The sequence below is a fragment of the Streptomyces montanisoli genome, from assembly GCF_017813245.1.
Lineage (GTDB): Bacteria > Actinomycetota > Actinomycetes > Streptomycetales > Streptomycetaceae > Streptomyces > Streptomyces montanisoli.
The window spans coordinates 22,055-44,380 of the sequence record NZ_JAGIQL010000037.1; the positions used below are offsets into that span (position 1 = coordinate 22,055).

Annotated in this window: 25 protein-coding genes and 1 pseudogene; 12 read left to right on the plus strand and 14 right to left on the minus strand. The window is 71.6% G+C overall.

Going from position 1 to position 22,326, the window contains the following annotated elements:
* Positions 1–372 precede the first annotated feature (372 nt).
* Positions 373–1,134 carry an isoprenyl transferase gene (locus JFN87_RS12055; RefSeq protein WP_209339993.1) on the minus strand — a complete coding sequence of 254 codons (762 nt, stop codon included), beginning with the start codon at positions 1,132–1,134 and terminating at the stop codon, positions 373–375.
* A 191-nt stretch (positions 1,135–1,325) separates the two neighbouring features.
* Here JFN87_RS12055 and mgrA point away from each other — a divergent pair, with 191 nt between their 5' ends.
* Positions 1,326–2,363, plus strand: coding sequence for an L-glyceraldehyde 3-phosphate reductase (gene mgrA, locus JFN87_RS12060; RefSeq protein WP_209339994.1), 1,038 nt, complete (start codon positions 1,326–1,328; stop codon positions 2,361–2,363).
* A 358-nt stretch (positions 2,364–2,721) separates the two neighbouring features.
* Here mgrA and JFN87_RS12065 read toward each other — a convergent pair whose 3' ends face one another.
* Positions 2,722–3,516: a class I SAM-dependent methyltransferase gene (locus JFN87_RS12065; protein ID WP_209339995.1), complete on the minus strand. Its 795-nt coding sequence runs from the start codon at positions 3,514–3,516 to the stop codon at positions 2,722–2,724.
* A gap of 229 nt (positions 3,517–3,745) precedes the next feature.
* Here JFN87_RS12065 and JFN87_RS12070 point away from each other — a divergent pair, with 229 nt between their 5' ends.
* A complete protein-coding gene (locus tag JFN87_RS12070; RefSeq protein ID WP_209339996.1) occupies positions 3,746–4,735 on the plus strand; it encodes a zinc-binding dehydrogenase in 990 nt (329 codons plus the stop codon).
* A gap of 16 nt (positions 4,736–4,751) precedes the next feature.
* Here the strand turns inward: JFN87_RS12070 and JFN87_RS12075 are convergent, their stop codons facing one another.
* Genes JFN87_RS12075 through JFN87_RS12085 form a run of 3 tightly spaced genes read right to left on the minus strand, consistent with a single transcriptional unit; the run spans position 4,752 to position 6,589 of the window.
* Positions 4,752–5,498, minus strand: coding sequence for a prepilin peptidase (locus tag JFN87_RS12075; RefSeq protein ID WP_209339997.1), 747 nt, complete (start codon positions 5,496–5,498; stop codon positions 4,752–4,754).
* A 51-nt stretch (positions 5,499–5,549) separates the two neighbouring features.
* On the minus strand, positions 5,550–5,762 hold the full coding sequence (locus tag JFN87_RS12080; RefSeq protein WP_209339998.1) for a DUF397 domain-containing protein: 213 nt from the start codon (positions 5,760–5,762) through the stop codon (positions 5,550–5,552).
* The gene (locus JFN87_RS12085; protein WP_209339999.1) at positions 5,759–6,589 is read right to left on the minus strand and encodes a helix-turn-helix domain-containing protein; all 831 of its coding nucleotides are present in this window, start codon (positions 6,587–6,589) and stop codon (positions 5,759–5,761) included. The genes JFN87_RS12080 and JFN87_RS12085 overlap by 4 nt, the downstream gene beginning before the upstream one ends.
* Positions 6,590–6,746: 157 nt before the next feature.
* Here JFN87_RS12085 and JFN87_RS12090 point away from each other — a divergent pair, with 157 nt between their 5' ends.
* Both JFN87_RS12090 and JFN87_RS12095 read left to right on the plus strand, forming a co-directional pair.
* Positions 6,747–7,121 carry a DUF192 domain-containing protein gene (locus tag JFN87_RS12090; protein WP_209340000.1) on the plus strand — a complete coding sequence of 125 codons (375 nt, stop codon included), beginning with the start codon at positions 6,747–6,749 and terminating at the stop codon, positions 7,119–7,121.
* 411 nt (positions 7,122–7,532) lie between these two features.
* Positions 7,533–8,480, plus strand: coding sequence for a hypothetical protein (locus JFN87_RS12095; protein WP_245179257.1), 948 nt, complete (start codon positions 7,533–7,535; stop codon positions 8,478–8,480).
* 36 nt (positions 8,481–8,516) lie between these two features.
* Here the strand turns inward: JFN87_RS12095 and JFN87_RS12100 are convergent.
* Both JFN87_RS12100 and JFN87_RS12105 read right to left on the minus strand, forming a co-directional pair.
* A pseudogene (locus JFN87_RS12100) lies at positions 8,517–8,890 on the minus strand (alpha/beta fold hydrolase); the annotation flags it as partial.
* Positions 8,891–9,051: 161 nt separating this feature from the next.
* Positions 9,052–9,480, minus strand: coding sequence for a MarR family winged helix-turn-helix transcriptional regulator (locus JFN87_RS12105; protein WP_209340002.1), 429 nt, complete (start codon positions 9,478–9,480; stop codon positions 9,052–9,054).
* A 134-nt stretch (positions 9,481–9,614) separates the two neighbouring features.
* Between JFN87_RS12105 and JFN87_RS12110 the strand changes: the two genes are divergently transcribed.
* The 5 genes from JFN87_RS12110 to JFN87_RS12130 all read left to right on the plus strand — a co-directional run bounded on the left by JFN87_RS12110 (position 9,615) and on the right by JFN87_RS12130 (position 13,910).
* Positions 9,615–10,502 (plus strand): MBL fold metallo-hydrolase, encoded by an 888-nt coding sequence (locus tag JFN87_RS12110; RefSeq protein WP_209340003.1) that lies wholly within the window; start codon positions 9,615–9,617, stop codon positions 10,500–10,502.
* A 240-nt stretch (positions 10,503–10,742) separates the two neighbouring features.
* Positions 10,743–11,639 (plus strand): arginase family protein, encoded by an 897-nt coding sequence (locus JFN87_RS12115; protein ID WP_209340004.1) that lies wholly within the window; start codon positions 10,743–10,745, stop codon positions 11,637–11,639.
* A gap of 627 nt (positions 11,640–12,266) precedes the next feature.
* Positions 12,267–12,665 carry a Tat pathway signal sequence domain protein gene (locus tag JFN87_RS12120; RefSeq protein ID WP_209340005.1) on the plus strand — a complete coding sequence of 133 codons (399 nt, stop codon included), beginning with the start codon at positions 12,267–12,269 and terminating at the stop codon, positions 12,663–12,665.
* Entirely contained in the window at positions 12,662–13,303 is a 642-nt protein-coding gene (locus tag JFN87_RS12125; protein WP_209340006.1) for a class F sortase, read from the plus strand. Before JFN87_RS12120 ends, JFN87_RS12125 begins: the two co-directional genes overlap by 4 nt.
* 115 nt (positions 13,304–13,418) lie before the next feature.
* A complete protein-coding gene (locus JFN87_RS12130; RefSeq protein WP_209340007.1) occupies positions 13,419–13,910 on the plus strand; it encodes an RNA polymerase sigma factor in 492 nt (163 codons plus the stop codon).
* Positions 13,911–13,973: 63 nt separating this feature from the next.
* On the opposite strand, the gene JFN87_RS12135 is transcribed toward JFN87_RS12130, so the two are convergent.
* The gene (locus tag JFN87_RS12135) at positions 13,974–14,264 is read right to left on the minus strand and encodes a hypothetical protein (protein WP_209340008.1); all 291 of its coding nucleotides are present in this window, start codon (positions 14,262–14,264) and stop codon (positions 13,974–13,976) included.
* Between the two features lie 185 nt (positions 14,265–14,449).
* On the opposite strand from JFN87_RS12135, the gene JFN87_RS12140 reads away from it, so the two are divergent.
* From JFN87_RS12140 to JFN87_RS12150, 3 genes are all read left to right on the plus strand, one after another.
* Positions 14,450–15,091, plus strand: a complete 642-nt coding sequence (locus JFN87_RS12140; RefSeq protein ID WP_209340009.1) for a DUF1707 SHOCT-like domain-containing protein — start codon at positions 14,450–14,452, stop codon at positions 15,089–15,091.
* A gap of 59 nt (positions 15,092–15,150) precedes the next feature.
* Positions 15,151–15,618, plus strand: coding sequence for an RrF2 family transcriptional regulator (locus tag JFN87_RS12145; RefSeq protein ID WP_245179258.1), 468 nt, complete (start codon positions 15,151–15,153; stop codon positions 15,616–15,618).
* Positions 15,619–15,755: 137 nt separating this feature from the next.
* Positions 15,756–16,490 carry an SDR family oxidoreductase gene (locus JFN87_RS12150; RefSeq protein WP_209340010.1) on the plus strand — a complete coding sequence of 245 codons (735 nt, stop codon included), beginning with the start codon at positions 15,756–15,758 and terminating at the stop codon, positions 16,488–16,490.
* A 68-nt stretch (positions 16,491–16,558) separates the two neighbouring features.
* Here JFN87_RS12150 and JFN87_RS12155 read toward each other — a convergent pair whose 3' ends face one another.
* From JFN87_RS12155 to JFN87_RS12180, 6 genes are all read right to left on the minus strand, one after another.
* A complete protein-coding gene (locus JFN87_RS12155; protein WP_209340011.1) occupies positions 16,559–18,652 on the minus strand; it encodes a xanthine dehydrogenase family protein molybdopterin-binding subunit in 2,094 nt (697 codons plus the stop codon).
* Complete coding sequence (locus JFN87_RS12160) at positions 18,652–19,653, minus strand: FAD binding domain-containing protein (protein ID WP_209340012.1); 1,002 nt, start codon at positions 19,651–19,653, stop codon at positions 18,652–18,654. Before JFN87_RS12160 ends, JFN87_RS12155 begins: the two co-directional genes overlap by 1 nt.
* Positions 19,650–20,285, minus strand: a complete 636-nt coding sequence (locus JFN87_RS12165) for a (2Fe-2S)-binding protein (RefSeq protein WP_209340013.1) — start codon at positions 20,283–20,285, stop codon at positions 19,650–19,652. The genes JFN87_RS12160 and JFN87_RS12165 overlap by 4 nt, the downstream gene beginning before the upstream one ends.
* A 72-nt stretch (positions 20,286–20,357) precedes the next feature.
* Entirely contained in the window at positions 20,358–21,011 is a 654-nt protein-coding gene (locus JFN87_RS12170; protein WP_209340023.1) for an OmpA family protein, read from the minus strand.
* A 41-nt stretch (positions 21,012–21,052) separates the two neighbouring features.
* A complete protein-coding gene (locus JFN87_RS12175) occupies positions 21,053–21,655 on the minus strand; it encodes a hypothetical protein (RefSeq protein WP_209340014.1) in 603 nt (200 codons plus the stop codon).
* A gap of 28 nt (positions 21,656–21,683) precedes the next feature.
* The gene (locus JFN87_RS12180; protein WP_209340024.1) at positions 21,684–22,313 is read right to left on the minus strand and encodes a hypothetical protein; all 630 of its coding nucleotides are present in this window, start codon (positions 22,311–22,313) and stop codon (positions 21,684–21,686) included.
* Between the last annotated feature and the right edge of the window lie 13 nt (positions 22,314–22,326).

A 22,326-nucleotide genomic window follows, 5' to 3' on the forward strand; every position in this document is an offset into this window, starting at 1 on the left:
TGAGGTCGGGGATGCGACGGCGTCGCGGGCGGGTGGACCGGGCTCCTGGCCCCTGCGTGGGCCGAGCGCCGGCCCTCCACGTCGCCCGTACGTCTCACCGCACGGTCGTCCTGGTGCACAGGGCCTCCCGGGCGGCCGGCTGCCTGCCGACCGCTGAGAACGACGTCCGACGACCTGCCCGTGCGGGCCGGTCAGTGCTTTCCGGACATCGACCTGCTGGGGGTATTCCCTCTTCCGTGCGCCGCCATGCCAAGGCGAGGGCCGTACAGTGCGTGAACGCCGGATGGCCCAGCGCCCGGGTTGCGTGTCGGGGCGGGCCGGGGCGGGGGGGGGCCGGAACCGGCCGGACGCCTTACGCCCCAAGGGGTGCGGTCAGACGCCGTAGCGCCGGTGGCGGGCCGCGTGGTCGCGCAGGGCGCGCAGAAAATCGACCTTTCGGAACGCGGGCCAGAAGACGTCGCAGAAGTAGTACTCCGAATGGGCGCTCTGCCACAGCATGAAGCCGGAGAGGCGCTGCTCGCCGCTGGTGCGGATGACCAGGTCGGGGTCGGGCTGGCCGCGGGTGTAGAGGTGCGAGGAGATCATGTCGATGTCGACGATCTCGGCCAGCTCGTCGTACGAGGTGCCGCGCGCGGCGTGGTCGTGCAGGAGCGAGCGTACGGCGTCCGCGATCTCCTGCCGGCCGCCGTAGCCCACGGCGACGTTCACCAGTATCCCCTTGTTGCCGACGGTGGCCTGCTCGGCCTCCTTCAGCACGAGCTGGGTGCCGCCGGGCAGCAGGTCGAGCGTGCCCACGTGGTGGACCTGCCAGCGGCCATCGGCCGCCAGGTCGCGCACGGCGTCCTCGATGATGCCGAGCAGCGGGACGAGCTCACGCTCGGGACGGTCGAGGTTGTCGGTGGACAGCAGCCAGAGGGTGACGACCTCGACATTGGTCTCGGAGCACCAGCCGAGCAGCTCCTGGATCTTGCTGGCGCCCGCCTTGTGGCCCTGCTCCGTGGTGCCGCCCGACGCCTTGGCCCAGCGGCGGTTCCCGTCGAGGATGACGCCGATGTGCTTGGGTCCCTGGGAGAGGTCGAGGCGGCCCTCCACCCGGTGGGCATAGAGCCGGTACACAAGATCGCGCAGCTTCACCGAGTCCACCTCATCCGTCGCGTGTGGGGTCGTCCCGCGGGCCGCGGGGGCGCCATGGCAGGCTGGACGGCTCCGTGGCCGAGGGGCCGGGAGCTCCGGGCCGCGGCGGGGCCCCGAAGCCGTCACACTACTGCGGGGGCGGCGTGAGGGCCCAACCCGGTGTGTCACAAGTCCGTGATAAGCAAAGACGTGTGACTGATTCTTCCCTCTATATCGCGGCAGACGAGCGCTACGACTCCATGGAGTACCGCCGCTCGGGCCGCAGCGGCCTCAAACTGCCCGCCGTCTCCCTCGGCCTGTGGCACAACTTCGGCGACGACTTCGCGCTCGATCGCCAGCGCGCGCTTCTGCGCAGAGCCTTCGACCTGGGCATCACCCACTTCGACCTGGCGAACAACTACGGGCCGCCGCCCGGATCCGCCGAGCTGAACTTCGGCAAGCTGTTCGCGCAGGACTTCGCCCCTTACCGGGACGAGCTGATCATCTCGACCAAGGCGGGCTACCGCATGACGCCGGGCCCGTACGGCGAGTGGGGCTCCCGCAAGTACCTGCTGTCCTCGCTGGACGCCTCGCTGAAGCGGATGGGCCTCGACTACGTCGACATCTTCTACTCCCACCGCCCCGACCCCGACACCCCGCTGGAAGAGACGATGGGCGCCCTCGCGTCCGCCGTGCAGCACGGCAAGGCGCTGTACGTCGGCGTGTCCTCCTACACGGCGGAGACGACGGCGAAGGCGGCGGCCATCCTCAAGGACATGGGGGTGCCCGCGCTGATCCACCAGCCCTCGTACTCGATGATCAACCGCTGGATCGAGGACGACGGCCTGCTCGACACGCTGGAGAACGCCGGCATGGGGTGCATCTCCTTCGTCCCGCTGGCGCAGGGGCTGCTGACCGGCAAGTACCTGGGCGGCATCCCGGAGGGCTCGCGCGCCACCCAGGGCAAGTCGCTCGACCCGAAGCTGCTGTCCGAGGAGGTCACCCGCAGGCTGAACGGGCTGAACGACATCGCGCGCCGCCGCGGCCAGTCGCTCGCCCAGCTGGCCCTCCAGTGGGTGCTGCGCGACCCGCGCATGACGTCGGCGCTGATCGGGGCGTCGAAGGTGGAGCAGATCGAGCAGAACGTGGCGGCGCTCTCGGGCGCGCCGCTGACCGACGAGGAGCTGCGCGAGATCGACGGCTTCGCGGTGGACACCGAGGGCACGAACATCTGGGCGGGCCGGAACTGACGGTCGGCGGCTTCGGCGCGCGGCGCACCCCGGCCGGGGTGCGCGGCGCGGCGCCGCACAGAAAAAGGCGCCGCGTCGCGCAGAAAAAAACGGGCCGGTCCGTGGGGGGGAATACGGACCGGCCCGAGGGGGGGGTTTCCACCATAACCCTTCGTAAGGGGTCCGTGGACCCAAGTCGCCGAAGGTTGACGCTATGGAGGCAACCGGATGCCCGCTGTGGCCTTGCGATTCCGGGCTTCTGGCGGATTCACGCGGTCCGGACCGGCCGGGTGCGGCGCGGGTGTGTCGTCACCCTCAGGAGCGACGGGCCGCCGGGCTGCCGCCTTGACCGGCGCATCGCGCGGCCTCGGCCGGCGGCTCACGGCTTGCGTGCCTCGATGAGGAAGCGGGTGGTCGTGGCGGTGAACGGACCGTCTCGCTCGATGGCGGCGTGCAGCTCGGCGAGGCGGTCCCGGTACCGCTCGACGGTGAAGTCCGGCACCATCCAGATCACCTTGCGCAGGAAGTAGACGACGGCGCCGATGTCGAAGAACTCGGTGCGCAGCGCGGCGGTCCGCAGGGACACCACGTCGAGCCCGGCCGCGATCGCCTCGTCCCGCGCGGCCCCGGGGTCGCGCGCGGCCCGCACCTCGGGCGGCTGCGGCCCGAGGAAGTACTCGACCAGCTCGAACACGGACGCGGGCCCGACCTCCTGGGACAGATACGTGCCGCCCGAGCCCAGTACGCGCGCGATCTCGTCCCAGCGCGCGCGTACGGGGTGGCGGCTGACGACCAGGTCGAACGCGCCGTCGGCGAACGGCAGCGGCGCGCCGTCCACCGTGGCGACGACGGCGGCCCCGCGCGGATGGAGGCGGGCGGTCGCGCGCGCCACGTTGGGCGGCCAGGACTCGGTGGCGACGGTCAGCGTGGGCAACCGCGGGACGGAGTCCAGGACTTCGCCGCCCCCGGTCTCGATGTCGAGCGCGGCGCGGGCACGGGACATCCGCTCGGCGACGGTCCGCGCGTAGCCCCAGCCGGGACGCTCCTCGGTGGCGCGGCCGTCGAGCCAGGAGAAGTCCCATCCGTCGACCGGCACGGTGGCGGCCTCGGAGACGAGGTCGTCGAAGGAGCGGCGACGGTGGCCCTCGCGATGGGAGCGGTCGGTGTCGGACATGGCATCGATGCTGGCAGGACGCTCGCCACGACGCGACCGAATTGGCCCGCGGCCGCGCGGCCCCGCATGCCGCATGCCGCCTGCCGCCCGCCGCCTGCCGCCCGTGGCGCGCCCGGGCGTCGTAGGACCGAAGGCCGAGCGACGACGGGACCGCGGCCAGAGGCAGCGGGCGGGGCGGCCCGCCTAGCGTCGTGCACGGAGTCGTCACCGACGAGGAGGGACACCCGCCATGCGCGCGATCGTGTTGCGGCAGTACGGCAGCCCGGAGGAGCTCAGGATCGAGGAGGTGCCTGAGCCGGTGGCAGGCCCCGGCGAGGTGGTGGTGGACGTCGCCGCCGCCGGGATCCAGTTCGTCGAGACGCAAGTGCGCAGCGGCGGCCTGCGGGGCGTTTCACCGGTCGCGCCCAAAGAGCTGCCGTGGACGCCCGGGAGGGAGGTCGCCGGAGTGGTCGCCTCGGTCGGGGAAGGGGTCGACGGGGCGCTGGTCGGGCAGCGGGTGGCCGGCCAGACCGCCGCCGGTGGCGGATACGCCGAGCGTGCGGTGCTCGCGGTCGACGCCCTGCACCGGCTGCCTCAGGCGCTGGGAAGCGCCGAGGCGGTGTCGCTGCTCGGCACGGGCCGCACGGCGGTGGCGCTGCTGGAGACGGCGGGGATCGGCAAGGGCGACACCGTCCTGGTGGAGTCGGCTGCCGGGGCGGTCGGCACGCTGGTGCTGCAGCTCGCCCGCGCGGCCGGTGCCGAGCGGCTGATCGGGCTGGCCCGAGGCGAGGAGAAGCTGAGGCTGGTACGGGAGTTCGGCGCGGACGCGGCTGTCGACTACACCGCGCCCGACTGGCCCGACCAGGTGCGGCGGGCGGCTCCCGACGGCGTGACCGTGGTCCTGGACGCGGTCGGCGGCCGGACGGGACTCGACGCCTTCGAACTGCTGGCTCCCGGCGGGCGGTTCGTCATCTTCGGATTCTCCGGCGGGAGCATCACCCAGCTCGATCCGGCCTCGGTCGCCGAGCGCGGCATCACCGTCTCGTCGTACTTCGGGCCACCGGCCGGCGATCGGGGCCCCGAGGTGCAGATGCGCCGGGCCCGCGAGGCGCTGACGGCGGCGGCAGAGGGCCGTCTTCGTCCGCTCGTCGGGCAGCGTTTCCCGCTGGCCGAGGCGTCCGCCGCGCACACGGCGATCAGCGCCCGGGCCACCGTCGGCAAGACGGTGCTGATCCCTTGAGCCAGGACGCAGGGCATCACTGACCGGACGCTGCGAGCCCCCCGACGAGCAGCCCGGCCAGCGTTCCGGCGATCATGAACGGCCCGAACGGGATGGCCGCCTTCCGGCCGGCGCGCCTGAGCACCATCAGGCCGACGCCGTAGACCGCGCCGAACAGGAACCCGGCGAACGCGCCGGCGACGAGCACGGGCCAGCCGTACCAGCCGAGGGCGCAGCCGAGCGGGAGGGCGAGCTTGACGTCGCCGAAGCCGAGGCCGTTCGGGTTGACGAGGAAGAGGACGAAGTAGCAGGCGCCGAGGGCCAGTCCGCCGAGCAGCGCGGTGGGCCAGGAGCCGCCGTGCGCGGGGGCGAGCGCGGCGGCACCGAGCAGGAGGGGGGTCGCGGCGGCGAGGGGCAGGGTCAGCTGGTCGGGCAGGCGGCGTACCGCCAGATCGACGGCGGCGAGGAGCGCGGCGAACGGCGCGAGAAGCAGCCAGACGGCGAGTTCGGGGCGCGGCCCGGTGGCTGCGGCGAGCGCGCCGCAGGCGCACGCGGTGACGGCGGCGGGAGCGACAGCCCGCCGCGCCCCGGTCGGTCCGGGCGGGCAGCGCCCGCAGACCGCGCACCCGACCCAGCCCCCCGCCCCGGCCAGCGAATGCCCACCGGGGCAGGCAGCACGCCAGGACTCCCCCGTCTCGACGGACAGGCGGTAGACGGCACGCGGCAGCAGCGCCCCGGCGGCAGCGCCCCAGAGCAACGCGACGGCGATCAACGAGACGTACACGTCGCCGTCTCCGTCGGCCCGCTTCGACGCCGGCTCATGCGCCCGGCACGCTCAGCGTTCGCGCCCAGCCGCGTGGCCGACGAATTCAACCCAGGCGGAGGCCGCGAAGGTCAGCCTCGGCCCGGTGGCGTTCTTGGAGTCGCGCACCAGGACCGCGTGGGTGGCTGCCGCCACCTCGACGCAGTCGTTGTCGTTGCTCCCGCTGTAACTGCTCTTGAACCATCGGGTCCCGGGGGTCTCCAGGGCATCGCGCTCGCGGTTCATGTCTCGTCCCGTACTTTCTCGATGAAGGCCAGCGACTCTCGCGGGCTGAGAGCCTGTGATCGGATGATTCCATAGCGCAGTTCGAGAACCTGCACGTCTTTGGGGTATGCAAGGACTCGGGTCGTGAGCTGGCCCGCCACGTAACCGTATGTCGAGCCGTCACCGAGTTTCAGCACCTCCAACTCCCCGCCCATGCCCGCATGGTCCTCCGTCGTCGTGGGCATCACCTGGATCACGACGTTCCTGCGCTGCGCGATGCCCATCAGGTGTTCGAGTTGCTTCCGCAGAACCATTGTGCCGCCGATCGGGCGTCGTAGCGTGACCTCTTCCAGGACGAAGGTGAGCGTCACCAAGGGGGCCCTGTCCACGATGCGCTGCCGCGCCATGCGCGCCCCGACGAACCTCTCCAAGTCGTCAGAGCCCAGCGATGGCCGCCGCATGTCGAACAACGCCCTTGCGTACTCCTCCGTCTGAAGCAGACCGTGCAAGTTGTGGTTGAGGTAGGCGCCCAACTCGACGGCGTCCGCCTCCAACTTGGCCAGATCGCGGACCTTCTTCGGGTACCGCGCCTCTCGCACGTCCCTCTTCATCGCCGCGATCTTGCCGCTGGCGCCGAGGACTTCGTCCGCCATGTCGAGGTACTCCGGACGCGGGATGCGTTTGCCCGCCTCCACCTTGTAGACGAGGTTCTCGCCGTACCCGATCGCCACGCCGAACTCCTTCGGCCTGAGACCCGCGCTCTCCCGCCACAGCTTCAACTGACGTCCGACAGCGGCGATCACCGCGCCTGACTCGTCGTCGTCCGGGTCGATCGACCCGTCGTGCATGTCCGCTTCTTCCTGCACCGCACACCCACTCGCCTCGTCGGGACGAACACGTCGCTTCACAGGTTACGCACGGATGGCTACCAAGAGTGATGGCACTGCGAATGACCACCTCTCACGGGTCAGCCCGGCCTGCCACTGTTGCCGTTAGCGTGGCCGCATGGGCGGATGGCGGGACGGCAGAGGGACGTTGACCGTGGAGACGGGCTCGGAGCCCGGGCGGCCCGTGGCTGTGGAGATCGCCGCCTCTTACCGCACACGGCGGCGCGGGCTGCTCGGGCGGGACGGGATCGACGGAGCGCTGCTGCTGACGCCGTGCGGAAGTGTGCACACCTTCGGAATGCGGTTCGCCATCGACGTGGCCTATCTCGACCGCCGCATGCGGGTATTGGGGACGCAGACACTGCACCCCGGCAGGCTGCCACTACCGAGGCTCAGGGCCCGGCATGTGCTGGAGGCGGAGGCGGGCGCCATGGCCGAGTGGGGCCTGCGGGTGGGCGTCACGGTGCGGATCGAGCCCGAACAGCCCGCCTGACGCGCCGTCGGGCCATGCGGGCCGCCTGCCTCGCGTGTGGCACTCGGATCTCGGGGCTTGGGGCTCGGGTTATGAGCGGACGGTGCGCGGCCAGGCCGTGTGACCTGCGGGTTCGCCGTCCCCTCGACCGCCCGGAGCTCAAGCGGCGATCTTCGAGCGATGCTTGTGAGGATCGGTTGGGTTGTTTGACCCACCCACCACCCCTCCCCACCCACCTGTGGTGTTGACTTTCCGCGATCGGCTTGCCACAGGGCGTGACGGCACATTAGCTTGCTTCAGACAAACTTCAGCCCCCACCAGGCGCTAGCAACACCTGTGGGGGCCTGACCACGAAGATCGAGAAAGGCCGATCCCATGGCTGAAGCGAAGCTTAGTGCTGCCCCGCCTCCTCCGCACGTCCCTCAGCACCCGATGGCGAGTCCCGGGTACGGCAAGCGAACCGCGCCTGGTCAACGGGCGCGTTCCCGTGACGACTTCCGTGGCCTGCCGCGCCGCGAGGCCGAGATCGCCGCGTTCATCGACCGTCTGCCCGAAGGTGCTGACATCTCGGTGAAGATGCTGGCGAAGGTCATGAACTACGGCCAGTGCGCGCTCAGTACGGCCCTCACACGCATCCAGCGCGCCGGGCACCTGCGGCGTGGCCGCGAGCAGTTCGTAGGCCCCGACGGTGCGCGCTGGGTGACCCGCACGTACTTCTCGCGCACCGCGCGCGAGGACGCGTGGTGGGAAGCGTTCACCGCCGGTGAGGTGAAGCAGGACGAGGGGCGGTCGGTGTCCTCCGATCCTCCGGTGATTGCGGAAGCCACGGCCATCGCCGTCGCAGCCGCCCCTGCGGAGGATGCGCCAACCGTCGCCGCCGTACCTCCCGAAGCCGTGGGTGTGGAGCTGTCACCCGCCTACTTGGTCCTCGCCTCGGTGGGCCGTGCGCATCCCGCCATGGGGCTGTCCGCCCAGGAGTGCGTTGACCTGGAGCCGCTCGCGGCCGAGTGGCTCAGGCGAGGCGCGAGCCAGGAGCAGGTCCTCTGCGCCCTCACGAGTGGGCTGCCCGCGACGGGGGTGGCGCGCCCCGGTTCGTTCGCCCGCTCGCGCCTCACCAGGCGGCTGCCGCCCGAGATCGCACCGCCCTCCGATGGTGACGTGCCAGAGTCGGGGGCGGGGCGCGAGCGCATGGCACTGCGCATCCTGGAGTGTTCCCGCTGCGGGACGCCGCGTTCGGCGGCGGCGCTGAGCGGTGGTGAGTGCCCGGCGTGCCGTGGCCTGCACCCCGTACCACCAGCCCTCGCACCGGAGGACGTGTCCAGGTACGCGGCGGACATCCGTGCCCGTACGCGCGAGGCCGGGCCCGGCGTCCAGCACTGACGCGGACTACGCCTGATGGGCGGTCGCCCCGACGTCTCAGGCCGCGAGCGCGGCCGCGGTGGCGCCCGCGAAGACCTCCGGATTGTCCAGCATGATGTTGTGTCCGCAGTCCGGAATCGCGACGACGGACACGCCGGCCTCGGTGAGAACCTGGGCGCCCGGGAGCGGGCCGTCGGCCTCGGGCAGCAGGTAGGTGCGGGAAATCGGCGAGTGCAGCAAGAGCTCACTTATGGTGGGGACCGTGCCGCGGACGAGGTGGACCGCACTGCGGTGCAGCGCCTCACGGCCGGCCAGGCGCATCGTGGACCACCAATGGGAGCCGGCCCGGTCACGGACCTCATCCCATCCGCCCCCGCCAGGAACTCCCGCTCGAAATAGGAAGCGATGTCGCTGCTGCCTCCCGTGATCGGCGTGGGCGGGAGCGGGTTCGGCTGTGGAGCGAGCAGTTGGACCTGGTCACCAAGAGCGGCGCCGACCTGGATGCGGGCGCGATGCGGCGGGCGAACCAGGTGCGGGCGACCTACACGAGGACAGGAGGAATGAGAGCCAGCGGGTTCAGCCAACCGCGGCTTCACGGACGAATGATGGCTTGCTCAAGCAAGTCATGAAGGACGCGCTGCTGCTGCGGTGTGAGGCCGCCCAGCGGTGAGTCCTGGGCGAGCAGTTCGAGGAGCTGTTCACGGAGGGAACCGCCCTCGGCTGTGAGGACGAGTTGCTTGGCGCGGCGATCGGTGGGGTGCGCGCGCCGTTCGACCAGGCCCTGTTTCTCAAGCTTGTCGATGACGAAGGTGGTGTTGGAGGGCTCGCAGCTCATGCGTTCGGCGAGCTCTCGCATGGTCATCGGCCCGGTCATCTCCCGCAGCGCGGTTGCCTGGGCCGCGGTGAGGCCCAGCGCAACGGCGCGTCCGCGTACATGATCGGCGATCTGCTGGGCCAGTCCGTTCACCAGGCCACACACCTCTCGCTCGGCGATGGCCTGCGGCTCGGGGAGCTTCGTCATGCAACCCACCCTACCAAATCCATCAAGCCATAACATTTTAAGCTTGCATGATTCTAATTTGATGCTTATGGTCAAGTCGTCGGCGCCCACTCGATGTCGGCGACGACCCGATACCGAAGAAGGAGCGAGGGACCATGGCGTATCCCGCGGTTGAGCAGGGCGAGCGGCTGAACCGGCCGGCGGGTATCCGCTCGGTACGGCTGGGCGACATAAGGGTGTCCTACGTACCGGACGGGGCGGTGCAGCTCAAGCCGCGCGCTATGTTCCCCGACACCACCAGCGAGGTGTGGGCCGCCCGACCCGAGTTCTTGGGCGAGTGCGGCAACCTGGTGGCGAGCATCGGTGGCCTGCTGGTGGAGAACGGCGACCGCGCACTGCTGATCGACGCGGGGTTCGGGCCGCAGTCCTGGCCGCCCGAGGCGGACGGGCCGCGCGGCGCGATCCATGGGGGTGCGGTCCTGGACAGCCTGGCAAAAATCGGCCGTAGGCCCGAGGAGATCGAGGCGGTGGCCTTCACTCACCTGCACCCCGATCACGTCGGCTGGGCCTGGCATCCTGCCCCGGGTGGTGACCAGCTCGCGTTCACCCATGCCCACTACTTGGTGTCCGAACCGGAATGGGCCCAGCACAATTTGCTGGAGGCGCAGGGCATGGCCAAGGAGATCGCCGGTCTGGCCCCGCGCGTCCGCACGGTGGCGGACGGGCAGGAGATCTTCCCGGGAGTACGTATGCGGATCACCGCCGGTCACACGTCCGGACATGCTGAATACGTCATCGCATCGGGCAAGCAGCGGCTGATCGCCTTCGGCGACGCCATGCACTCACCGATCCAGGTCGAGCACCCCGCATGGTCCTCGGCCTTCGACCACGACCCCATCCGGTCCGCCACCCATCGCCGACGTCTCGTAGCCGAGCTGGGAGAGCCCGACACGATCGGCTTCGGCAACCACTTCGCGGACGTGGTGTTCGGACATGTCCGGCGGGACGGCGATGGACCCGCCTGGCGTCCCCTGGACGCCTGACCGCCGGGCGACGAGGGATGACGACGGATGACGATGGCGTACGGGCCCATCACGAAGTGGCCCACCAGATACTGGCCGGGCTACGCCGCTACAGCAGTGGGCCGGCCCACCACCAAGCGGATGGCCGCACGCCTGCTCACACCCGTGGTGCTCGCCGGCGCCGCGGGTGGCTCCCGGCGCTGGTTCCGCAGGTGGTGCAATGCCGTGGCCCACGCCGCCCCGCGCGGTCAGAATGGCCGGATGCGCCGCATCGTCGTCATTGACGCTCCGTCCAACCTCGGCCTCCGACCGCCCGCCGAAGGAACCGTGCCCGGGTGCTACAAGCTGGCAGGCGCGCTGCGCGAGCAGAGGCTGGTGCAACGGCTCGGGGCGTACGAGGGGGGAGTCGTTGTGCCGCCCCGCTACGACCGCGGCGGTTGGAGGGAGGGCGACGGCGTGTTCAACGCTGCCGCGATCGCCACGTACACCTGCAAGCTCGCCGACCGCATCGAGCACCACATCCGGGCAGGGGCCTTCCCGATCGTCCTGGGCGGGGACTGTTCCATCCAGCTCGGCGCCTCGCTCGCCCTCCGCCGCATCGGGCGATACGGACTCGCCGTCATCGACGGATCGGCGGACTTCCGGCACCCCGGGAACTCCGACCGTATCGGTGCCGCGGGTGGCGAAGAGCTGGCCATCGCTACCGGCCGCGGCCAGGTCGACCTGACGGATCTCGAAGGGCTGCAGCCGTATATCAGAGACGAGGACGTGCGGGTCTTCGGAATCCGGGACTACGACGCGGAGCGGACCGAGCTCACGGAGTTGAAGATCCCGAACGCGACGGTCGGGGAGATCCGGGAGCGGGGCGCCGAGGAACTGGGGGGCGCGGTTCTGCAGACTCTTGAAGTGCCCGTGACCGAGGGGTTCTGGGTGCATCTGGACGCCGACGTGCTGGACCCGTCCGTCATGCCCGCCGTCGACAGCCCCGACCCCGGCGGGCTCCTGCCCGACGAACTCGTCCCGCTGCTACGGACCTTGGTGCGGTCGGAACGGTGCGTAGGCTTCAACCTCACCATCTACGACCCCGACCTCGACCCCGACGGCTCCTGCGCGGCCCTCCTCGCCGACCTCCTCCAGACGGCCTTCACCCACCCCTGACCGGCAGCGGGTCTGATCAGCAGGTCCATGACCATGTGCCGTCGATATCGAGGGCGGCGGCCCGTGCGAGGGTGCGAGATTGCCGTATCGGCCCTGTTCTCGTGTAGCTACAGTCAGCTGTTTTGTAGCGCTGAGCAACCACCTGGCAACGGTTGCGTTCTTCTGGTCTCCCCTGACCCCGTCTCACGACGCTGCGGTGATCCAACCGATTGGGCGAGGAAGCACGGGTGCAGAGGGCCGCGCCCCGGGCGAGTAGGGACGCGTACAGCTCGGTACGGAACGCCGTCACCGCCGCGAACACGTCTCGTTGGACCCAGTGCTCGACCTGTTCCATGATCCGGCCTCCACCGCCGCGCCACTCCTTCCCGCAGGATCAGACCACAGGCCCACGGACATGCCGTGAACAGGAGAAAACCCGAACAAGTTCGAGCCCCGTTCGGCGGCGGACCAAAAACGGCAAACCAAGCGTAGATCGCCGCCCTCTGTCGCAGCACTCCGCACGACATCCCGTCGACTTTGCCGGCTCTTTACAACGTGGTGTGACGCTGCCTCGTCTCTCCTCTCGATCTCCCGCCCAGCCCGCCGGCCGAGGCCGCTGCGGGTGGGCCGAACGAAAGAGAGCGATTCATGCGCCGAACTGTCCTCAGCGCCACGGCACTCGCGTGCGCCGCCGTGGTCGCGGGTGCCGTGCCCGCGTTTGCCGATGGGGCGAGCCCCGTACCCAGCCGTGCGTCGCACACGAGCCCGACGAAGGCGGCGACCCCCGCGCCCGCGCGGCAGTCACCGTCGAGCCGGGCTGCCGCCACCAAGGCACCGAGCGCTGTACCCAGCGCCGCGCCCACCCGTGACTCGCGGCGTGGCCAGGTCTCCGTCGTGCCGAAGGGCGCGGCCGACACCGGAGTGGTGGCGTCCTCCGCGCACTCCGCGAGCCAGGGCGGGCTTGTCGGCGGGGGCGCGGCCGCCGCGTTCGCCGTCGGGGGCGCCGCCGTCTTCGTCGTGCGCCGCCGGAGGGCGACCGGGGCATGACGCTGCCCTCAGGGCCCGCCAGGCGCGCGTTCGCCGCCGCGGCCCTGGCGTCGGTGCTCGTGGCCGGCGGGGCCGTCGGCTGCGGGGCCCCGGCGCCGGGGCATCGTGTCACCGCGGGGCACTCGGCGAGCGCGCCGGCCCCGGCCGGACGGGCGACGACCGCGACCGTGCACGCGCTCGCGCGTTCCGTGCCCGTGCGGTTGGAGATACCGTCCATCGGCGTCGACACGCCCGTCATGCGTCTTGGACTCGCCGCGGACGGCACCGTCCAGGTGCCGCCGATCACGTCGCACGACCGGGCCGGCTGGTACCGGAACTCGCCGACGCCCGGCCAGGTCGGGCCGTCGGTGATCCTCGCCCACGTCACGGTCGGCGCGTATGGGGACGGCGTCTTCCGCCACCTCGCGCAGGTGCACGAGGGCGACAGGATCGTCGCACGCCTGGAGGACGGCAAGGACGCGGTGTTCGCCGCGCGCTCCGTGCGGACGGTCGCCAAGTCGCGGTTTCCGACCGACGCCGTGTACGGGGACGTCGACCGCCCCGAGCTGCGGCTCATCACCTGCGGCGGCCCGCGCAGCGGTGACGGATACCGCGACAACGTGATCGTCTTCGCCGATCTGGTGCCGACCGCTTCCTGAGGCGCGGGCCGCCGGTGTCCGTTTCCGGGCCAGGGAACGGGCACCGGTCGGCCCGGCTCTTCCCCCGAGAGCCCCACGAGCACGACCGAGCCGTCCCCACCGACTCTGGAGAACGTTGAAACGGTCCCGCGAGAAGGCCGCGTCCGAGCTGTTCGCCGCCCTCTACCCGCGCCTCGCCGGCTGGTGCACGCGTCTCGTCGACGACGACGAGACGGCCCACGAGATCGCCTCGGAGGCGTTCACCCGGCTCTGGGCGCGATGGACGGCGGTGGCGGAGCCGCGCGGGTTCCTCTACGTCACCGCGGCCAACCTGGTACGTGACCACTGGCGCAAGCTGGAGCGCGAGCGCAGGGCCGTGCACCGTGCCACCACCGAGGCCGCCCTGCTGCCGAGCAACGAGCAGGCCGACCCGTCGGTCCGGCTGCTCGTGCAGTCGCTGCCCGAGCGGCTGCGCGTCCCGATCCTGCTGCACTACTACGCTGACATGCCGATCCTCGAGGTGTCCCGGCTGACAGGACGCAAGGAAGGAACCGTCAAGGCCGATCTCCACGCGGCCAGAGAACTGCTCCGCGCCCACCTGAGGAGAAGTCTTGATCACGCACGATGACGACGACGGCCCGGAGTTCGGGCCCGACGACCCGCTCGCCGTCATCCTGCGACCACCCTCCGATCAACTCGCCGCGCCTTCCGGCCGGTTCGAGACGATCCGCAGGGGCGCGGCCCGGCGCAGGACGGTGCGCGCCGCCGCCGGAGCCGGCCTGACGTGTGCCGTCGCCGCGCTCGTCGCGGTGCCGATGCTCCTGTCGGGCCCCGGCACGCCCACGCCTCCGGCCGTCCCGCTCGCGCCGCCGGCCGCGGGCAGCCCGTCCGCGCCGGGCCCCTCCGCGACGCGCTCACCCTCGCCGCCGTCGCCCTCTGTGCCGTCACCCTCGGCGTCCGGGGCCACCGCCCCCGGTCCCACGAAGGCCCCTCCCACGCCCAGCGCGCGTTCAACGGTGCGGGGCGGCGGGCGCACCACCGCATCCCGATCCCCGTCCGCCACCAGGCGGGCCCCCTCCTCCAGCCCGACGGCGGCCCGTCGCTCACCGCGCTGACCCGGGACTATCCGGCCCCCGCCGTCCGTGCGTTGCGTATAGGGTGCCGGGCATGAGTCAGGAGCCGGTGCGGTGGACGGGTGGGGCACAGCCGGATCAGCGGGTCTCGCACGACGACCGGGAGCAGGTCGCCGAGGTGCTGAGGGTGTCGGCGGGTGACGGGCGGCTGAGCCTGGAAGAGCTTGAGGAGCGGCTGGAGAGCTGCTTCGCGGCGCGGACGTACGGCGAGCTGGCCCCGCTCGTGGCCGATCTGCAGGGCCAGGCGAAGGCCCTGGCCGAGCAGGCCCCGGCCAGGGACGTCGCACGGGTCCACCGGGAGGGCGGGAACGTGCGGTACGAGGGCGCCTGGGTGGTGCCGCGCCGCATGGAGTTCGAGGTGGCGGGCGGCAATGTCCTGCTGGACTTCACGTCGGCCGCAGTGCGGGAGCCCGTCACCGAGGTGGAGATCGACATGCGCGGCGGCAACCTGCGGCTGGTCGTCCCCGACGGCTACGCGGTGGACGCCGAGGAGGTGGAGATCCGTGGCGGCTCGGTCGTGCACCGCAACGTGAAGGACCGTGATCCGCACGCGCCGGTCGTGCACCGCGTCATCGTCACCGGCGAGATGGCGGGCGGCAACATCGTCGTCCGTCCACCGCGCGCCCCGCGCGAGCCCGGACGCCTGCGCCGCATGCTGGGTGGCGGCGACCGGTAGGCGGTTCGTCCGCAGCGACTGAGCCCCGCCGCAGGTCGGGGACATACAATATTCGCATCATGCGCATGAGCAAGGGCGTCGAGTGGGCCCTCCACACGCTGCTCAACCTGGACATGACGGGAGGCGGACCGCTGGGCAACGGCCGGCTCGCCGAAGCCCACGGGCTCCCGGCCCCCTATCTCAGCAAGCAGCTGCAGCAGCTCACGAAGGCGGGCCTGCTCGCGTCCGTACCCGGCCCCCGGGGCGGGTTCCGGCTGGCCAGGCCGCTCGAGGACATCACTCTGCTCGACGTCGTCGAGGCGATCGAGGGCGAGACCGAGCTGTTCCACTGCACCGAGATCCGATGCTCCGGCAGGATCGGCGAGCTCTCGCCGCCGCCCACGGGCGCGTGCGCGGTGAAGGCCGCCATGCACCGTGCCGACCAGGCATGGCGCGAGGCGCTCGCGGCCCAGACCCTGGCGGGCATCCGCACCGAACTCGACGCGACCCCGGCCATGAGGAACGTGCTGCGGGCCGTCTTCGACTGAACCGCGTCTTCGAGTGAACCTCGGCGACAAAACCCCGACATCAACGATCCTGGATATCCAATGTCCAGGATCAGCGGTACGGTGAGGGAAAGCCGCGAACGGCACGTGCCGCGCGCCGGATGACGAAGGGCCGAGCCATGCAGTGCGCAGTCATCGGAGGAACGGGGCTCATCGGGTCCCGTGTCGTGGACGATCTCAACGCGGCAGGGCACCGTGCGACGCCGCACTCCCTGTCGACCGGGGTGGACATCCTCACCGGGAAGGGCCTCGACCAGGCCGTCGACGGCGCCGAGGTGGTCGTCAACCTGACGAACTCCCCCACGTTCGACGACGCGTCGGCCGGGTTCTTCCGGACGTCGATGGACAACCTGCTCGCCGCGAGCGGCAAGGCCGGCGTCCGGCACTTCGTCGTCCTGTCCATCGTCGGCGTCGACCAGGCGCAGGACCTGGACTACTACCGGGCGAAGGTGCTCCAGGAGGACATCCTCAAGGCCGGGCCGATCCCGTACTCGATCGTGCGCGCCACGCAGTTCATGGAGTTCGTGCAGGAGGTGCTCTCCTGGACCTCGGACGACCACACCGTCCGCCTGCCCAGCACGCCGATCCAGCCGATCGCCGCGGCGGACGTGGCCGCGGCCGTCAGCGAGGTCGCCGCGGGCGCTCCGCTGAACGGCACCGTCGACGTGGCGGGTCCCGACGTCTACCCGCTGGACGAGCTGGGCCGGATCACCCTGGCCGCCAAGGGCGACGGGCGCGGCGTCGTCACCGACGGCGCGGCCGGCATGTTCGCCGCGGTCCGGGGCGACGTCCTGACGAACCGCGGCGCCCGACTCGCCCCGACCCACTACGAGGACTGGCTCGCCCGGGCCTGAGCCCGGGTCGGCGCGCGGGCCTGAGCCGGGCCGAAGCCCGGGCCTGAGCCCGGGTCGGCCACGGTCGGCTACTCCAGTGCGGGCAGCAGCTTGTCCAGCGTGACCGGCAGGTCACGCACCCGCACACCGCAGGCGTGCCACACCGCGTTCGACACCGCGGCCGCCGTGCCGACGATGCCGATCTCCCCGATGCCCTTCGACCCCATGGCGTTGACGTGCGGGTCGTGCTCGGTGAGCCAGTGCGCCTCGACCACGTCGACGTCGGCGTTGGCGGTGATGTGGTACTCGGCGAGGTCGTGGTTGACGACGTGGCCGGTGCGCGGGTCGAGCACGCTGTCCTCGTGCAGCGCCATCGACAGGCCCATCGTCATCCCGCCGATGAACTGGGAGCGCGCTGTGCGCGGGTTGATGATGCGGCCTGCGGCGAACACGCCGAGCAGGCGCGGCACGCGCACCTCGCCGGTGTCCACGTTGACGTGCGCCTCGACGAACTGCGCGCCGTAGGCGTGCTTCGCGTACTTCTGGTCGGGGTCGCCGACGCTGCCCGTCGCCTCCGCGCCGTCCGGCGGCTCGGTGCCGTACCTGGCGCGGAAGGCGCGCGCCGCCTCGACGACGGCCGAGCCCCACGTCGTCGTGCCGGAGGATCCGCCGGCCACCGACGCCATCGGCAGGTCGGTGTCGCCGATGCGCACCTCAACCCGCGAGACCGGCACGCCGAGCGCGTCCGCGGCGATCTGCGGCAGCGTCGTCCACGTACCGGTGCCGAGGTCGGCCGCGCCGATCTCGGTGACGTAGCAGTCGCCTTCGAGGCGGATCGTGGCGGTCGACTGCGCCATCCGGTTCACCGGGTACGTGGACGACGCGACGCCCGTGCCGACCAGCCAGTCGCCGCGGCGGCGCACGCCGGGCCGCGGGTCGCGCTCGGACCAGCCGAAGCGCGACGCGCCCTCGCGCAGGCAGCCGACGAGGTTGCGGCTGGAGAAGGGCTTGCCGGAGCCGGGCTCGACGTCGGGCTCGTTGCGGATGCGCAGCTCGATCGGGTCCATGCCGAGGCGCTCCGCCAGCTCGTCCATCACGACCTCGGGCCCGAACATGCCGGGGCACTCGCCGGGGGCGCGCATCCAGGACGGCACGGGGACGTCGAGGGCGGCGAGCCGGTGCGTGGTGCGCCGGTTGGGCGAGGCGTACATGGTGCGCGCGGGCAGGCCGGTCTGCTCGGCGAACTCCTTGATGCGGGAGGTGCGTTCGACGACGTCGACGGCGAGGGCGGTGATCGTGCCGGCCTTGTCGGCGCCGAGCCTGCACCGCTGGATGGTGGGGGTGCGGTGGCCCGCGAGGGAGAACATCTGCTGGCGGGTCAGGGCCAGCCGTACGGGCCTGCCCGGCAGGGCGCGCGCGGCCAGCGCGGCGAGCACCACATGGACGTGCGGCTGCCCCTTCGAGCCGAACCCGCCGCCGACGTACGGGCAGACGACGCGGACACGGTCCTCATCGAGGCCGAACACCGACGCGATGGTGGTGCGCGTCGGGTGGACGCCCTGCGTGGAGTCCCACAGAGTGAGGAAGCCGTCGCCGTCGGGGTCCCACAGGGCCGTCGTGGCGTGCGGTTCCATCGGGTTGTTGTGGTACATCGCGGTGGTGTACGTCTCGTCGACGGTCACCTCGGCGGCCGCCATCGCCGCGTCGACGTCGCCTTCCGCGGTGTCGCTCGGGAAGTCGGGGTTCACCGACTCCGGCGTGTACAGGTCGTCGCGGTCGGCCCGCAACTCGGTCTCGTGTGCGGCCTGTTCGTAGCCGACGCGGACGAGCGCGGCGGCGTGCCGCGCCACCTCGGAGCTGTCGGCGATCACGGCGGCGACGATCTGGCCGCGGAAGCCCACCTCCTCGTCCTGGAGGGCCGCGAGCTCCCTGTCATCGGTGGAGGCGAGGCGCTCGGCGGTGCCGGGGGTGAGCACGGCGAGCACGCCGTCGAGCGCCTCGGCGGCGGTGGTGTCCAGTTCGGTGACACGGCCGCGGGCGATCGTGGACTGGACCGGGTGCAGGTGGACCGCGCCGTCCAGCGGGGTCTCGAAGGCGTAGGTGGCGGAGCCGAGCACCTTGGCGGCCCCGTCGCGGCGTGGCAGGTCGCGGCCGATGGCCTCGGTGTCGCTCAGGAAGGTCATCAGGCGTCCTCTCGGGCCAGGTCGCGCAGGGTGGCGGTGAGCGTGCGGCGCAGCAGGGGGATCTTGAACGCGTTGCCGCCTTCGAGTCCCTCGGCGGGCCGGGCGTCGGCGAGTTCGGCGTCGGCTGCGGCGCGGTAGCTGCTGTCCGAGGCGGCGGCGCCGCGCAGCGCCTCCTCGGCGCGGTGTGCGCGCCACGGCTTGTGCGCGACGCCGCCGAACGCGATGCGCGCGTCGGCGATCACGCCGTCCTTGACGTCGAGTGCGGCGGCCACGCTGACCAGCGCGAACGCGTAGGAAGCGCGGTCGCGCACCTTGCGGTACGCGGATCGGCGGGCGATCGTCTGGGCCGGCAGGTCGATCGCGGTGATCAGCTCGCCGTGTTCGAGCACGGTGTCGCGTTCCGGCGTGTCGCCGGGCAGACGGTGCAGGTCGGTGAAGGGGATGATGCGCTCGCCGTCCGGGCCGAGCACGCGCACCTGCGCGTCGAGCGCGGCCATCGCGACGGCCATGTCGGACGGGTGGACCGCGATGCACTGGTCGGACGCGCCGAGGATCGCGTGGTAGCGGGTCCAGCCCCCGATCGCGGAGCAACCCGAGCCGGGCGTGCGCTTGTTGCACGGCGTCGTGACGTCCTGGAAGTACACGCAGCGGGTGCGTTGCAGCGGGTTGCCGCCGGTGGTGGCCATGTTGCGCAGCTGCCCGGACGCGCCCGACAGCAGCGCCTGGGACAGGACGGGAAACCACTCGCGCACCCGGGGGTGCGCGGCGAGCTCGCTGTTGCTGACGCCCGCGCCGATCCTGAGGGCGCCGCCGCCGAGCTCCTCGATCTCGGCGGGCAGCAGGTCGGTGACGCCGACGACGAGGTCGGGTTCGGCCACGCCCAGCTTGAGGTGGTCCACGAGGTTCGTGCCGCCGCCGAGGTAGACGGCGTCAGGGTCGGCGGCGACGGTGCGCACGGCGGCCGCGGCGTCGGCCGGGTGCCGGTAGTCGAACGGCTTCACCGGGCCACCCCCGTACCGGCCGCGCCCTCAGACGTCCTCGCGGCGGATGCCTCGGCGGCCTGCTGCACCGCGGGCACGATGTTGACGTAGGCGGCGCAGCGGCACAGGTTGCCGCTCATCCGCTCGGCCACCTCGGCGCGGTCGAGCCGTGGCGCCTCGGTACCGCTGGTAACGGCGCTCGGCCAGCCCCTGGCGAACTCGTCGAGCATCCCGACGGCGGAAACGACCTGGCCGGGGGTGCAGTAGCCGCACTGGAAGGCGTCGCAGTCGATGAAGGCACGCTGCACGGGGTGCAGGCAGCGGCCGGCGGCGTGCGTGCCGTCGTGCGTGCCCTCATGTTGTCGCTGTTCATGTCGCTGTTCGTGCGCTTCGTCGGTGGTGGCGGTCTCGGAGGCGAGTCCCTCGGCGGTGACGACCTGGGCGCCGGCCTGCGTGACGGCGAGAGTCAGGCAGCTCAGCACGCGCTGCCCGCCGGACAGCACCGTGCACGCGCCGCACTGCCCGTGGTCGCACCCCTTCTTGGGGCTCGTCACCCCCAGCCGTTCCCGCAGGGCATCGAGCAGCGTCGTGCGTGTGTCGACGGTCAGCCGGCGTGGGACGCCGTCGACCCGCACGGTGATTTCGGTATCCATCGCACGAGGGTTCCCTGCACCGGCGCGCGTCACACGGTGCGTGGCGCCCACTCACACAAGTGGCGGCACCCGTCAGGAGGTGGTGCGGGGGAAGGTGACTTCCACCCGGCGGTTCTTCTTGCGGCCGGCCTCCGTGCTGTTGTCCGCGATCGGGTACTCCTCGCCGTAGCCCCGGATCTCGTAGGTGATGGCGGCGGTCGAGAGCTGCTGTTCGAGGACGCTGTGCACGGCCTCGGCGCGCTGCTTGGACAGGACGAGTCCGTGTGCGGACGACCCGAGGTTGTCGGTGAAGCCGAACACGCGGACGGTGGTGGCGTGCTGCTGCCTGACCACGTCGGCGATGGCGGCGATCCGGTCGGTCGCGTCGTGCGACAGCTTGGCGCTGTCCTTGGAGAAGAGGACCTCGGCCTGGAGGGCGAACGTCACGGAGTCCGGCGTGTCGGAGCGGCGCTCCTCGCCGCCCTGCGACTCCACGACGGACACGATGTCGAGCACGCGCGCGGGCGCGAGCGTCGCACCGGCGCGGAGCTTGAGCCCCGGGGCGCCCGCGTCGACCCGAGGCGGCGGCGAGGTCTGCGCGGCGCCGGGCGGCAGGGGCGTGTCGTCACCGTAGGCGGGCACGGCCGTCGCGGGGAGCGCGAGGCCGAGCACGAGCAGGGCGACGACGACGGGCCGCGCCGGCCGCGCGAGCCGCTTGGGCGCGGGCCGCTTGGGCGCGAGCCGCATGGGCGCGTGGCACTCGGACGCGGGCCGCTTGGGCGCGGGCATCACGAGATCGCAATCGTCGCGGGCGGGAGGCCCGGGAAGTCCATCTCCACCTTGCTGGTGGACGACGGCGGTGCGGGGAACTGCGCGAAGAAGGGGATGACCGCGTTCGGCTGGAAGTTGGGGATGTCCACCGTCGTCAGCGCGTGGCCCCCGGTGTCGCGGAGCACGTAGTAGCGCTTCTTCTGGGCCGTGTCGACCAGGGTCATCGCCGCCAGCGAGGAGCCGTTCTTGTTGACCTGCGACTCGTCCCCGTTCCAGGCGGTGGGTGCGATCTGCACCTGCCCGGTGAGGTTGGTGATGGTGCCGGCGATGGTCAGGAACCCGCCCTTGTCGCGCTTCGCGGAATTGACGGCGAACTGGAACGTCCCGCTGCTCGCTTTCGCGATGACCTGGGGTGGAGCGGACGACGTGCTGCCCTCGCCGGACGCCGATTTCTGAGCCTGAGGCGGGCTCGCCGAAGATCCCGCGGCAGGTGTGTGCCCGCCGCCGTCCTTGCCCTGGCCACCGTCGCCGCCGCAGGCGGTCAGGGAAACTGCCAGGGCCACAGCGGCGGCGGCCGCTCCTGCCGCCCTGTATGCCCGCACACCGTGCCACGTCTTCATGGTTGACGTTCCTTATCGTTCATGCGAGTCAGCTCTTCACGAGTCGGACGGTGAACAAGTCGGCCATGTCAGGGAGGTCGTCGAGATGTGCCGGGTCGATGGTGATGTCGTCCCCGCCCTGGCAGCGCAGAGCGCCCGGCGAAACGGGCTTCGGCGGCTTCGGCTCGCCGTCCTTGCCACCCGCCGGAGGCCGGCTCGAACCATCCTGTGGGCTGGGCGTCCCCGTCGCTCCCGTCGAGAGATCGAAGGTACACCGAGGCTCGACCACCGCCGTCGCGTCGGCGTCGGCCTTCATGCTCTCGGTGCCGGGCACCACGCTCTTGCCGACCGCGTTACGCGTGGTGACGCCGACGGTGAACCCCCAGCGACCGTCGCTCAAGGCAGAGCAGCCACGCACCACGGCGTTATTCGCGTTCGCGAATGCAGCGGCCGCTCCGCAGGCATCACCCGCCGGGCCCACCTCGGCACCGTCGAAGACCTTGGCGAGGAAGCCGGGATCGAGGGCGCCCGCGAGGAACGCATCCTTGAAGTCGTCCCTCGACTGCTGGGCGGCGGCCAGGGCCGCGGCATCCGCCGCGGACTGGCCGCCGTTGCGCGTGGCACCCGCCCGGCCGTAGACGAAGAACGCGAGCGCCGCGAACAACACGCCCGCCACCATCACGATGTACAGC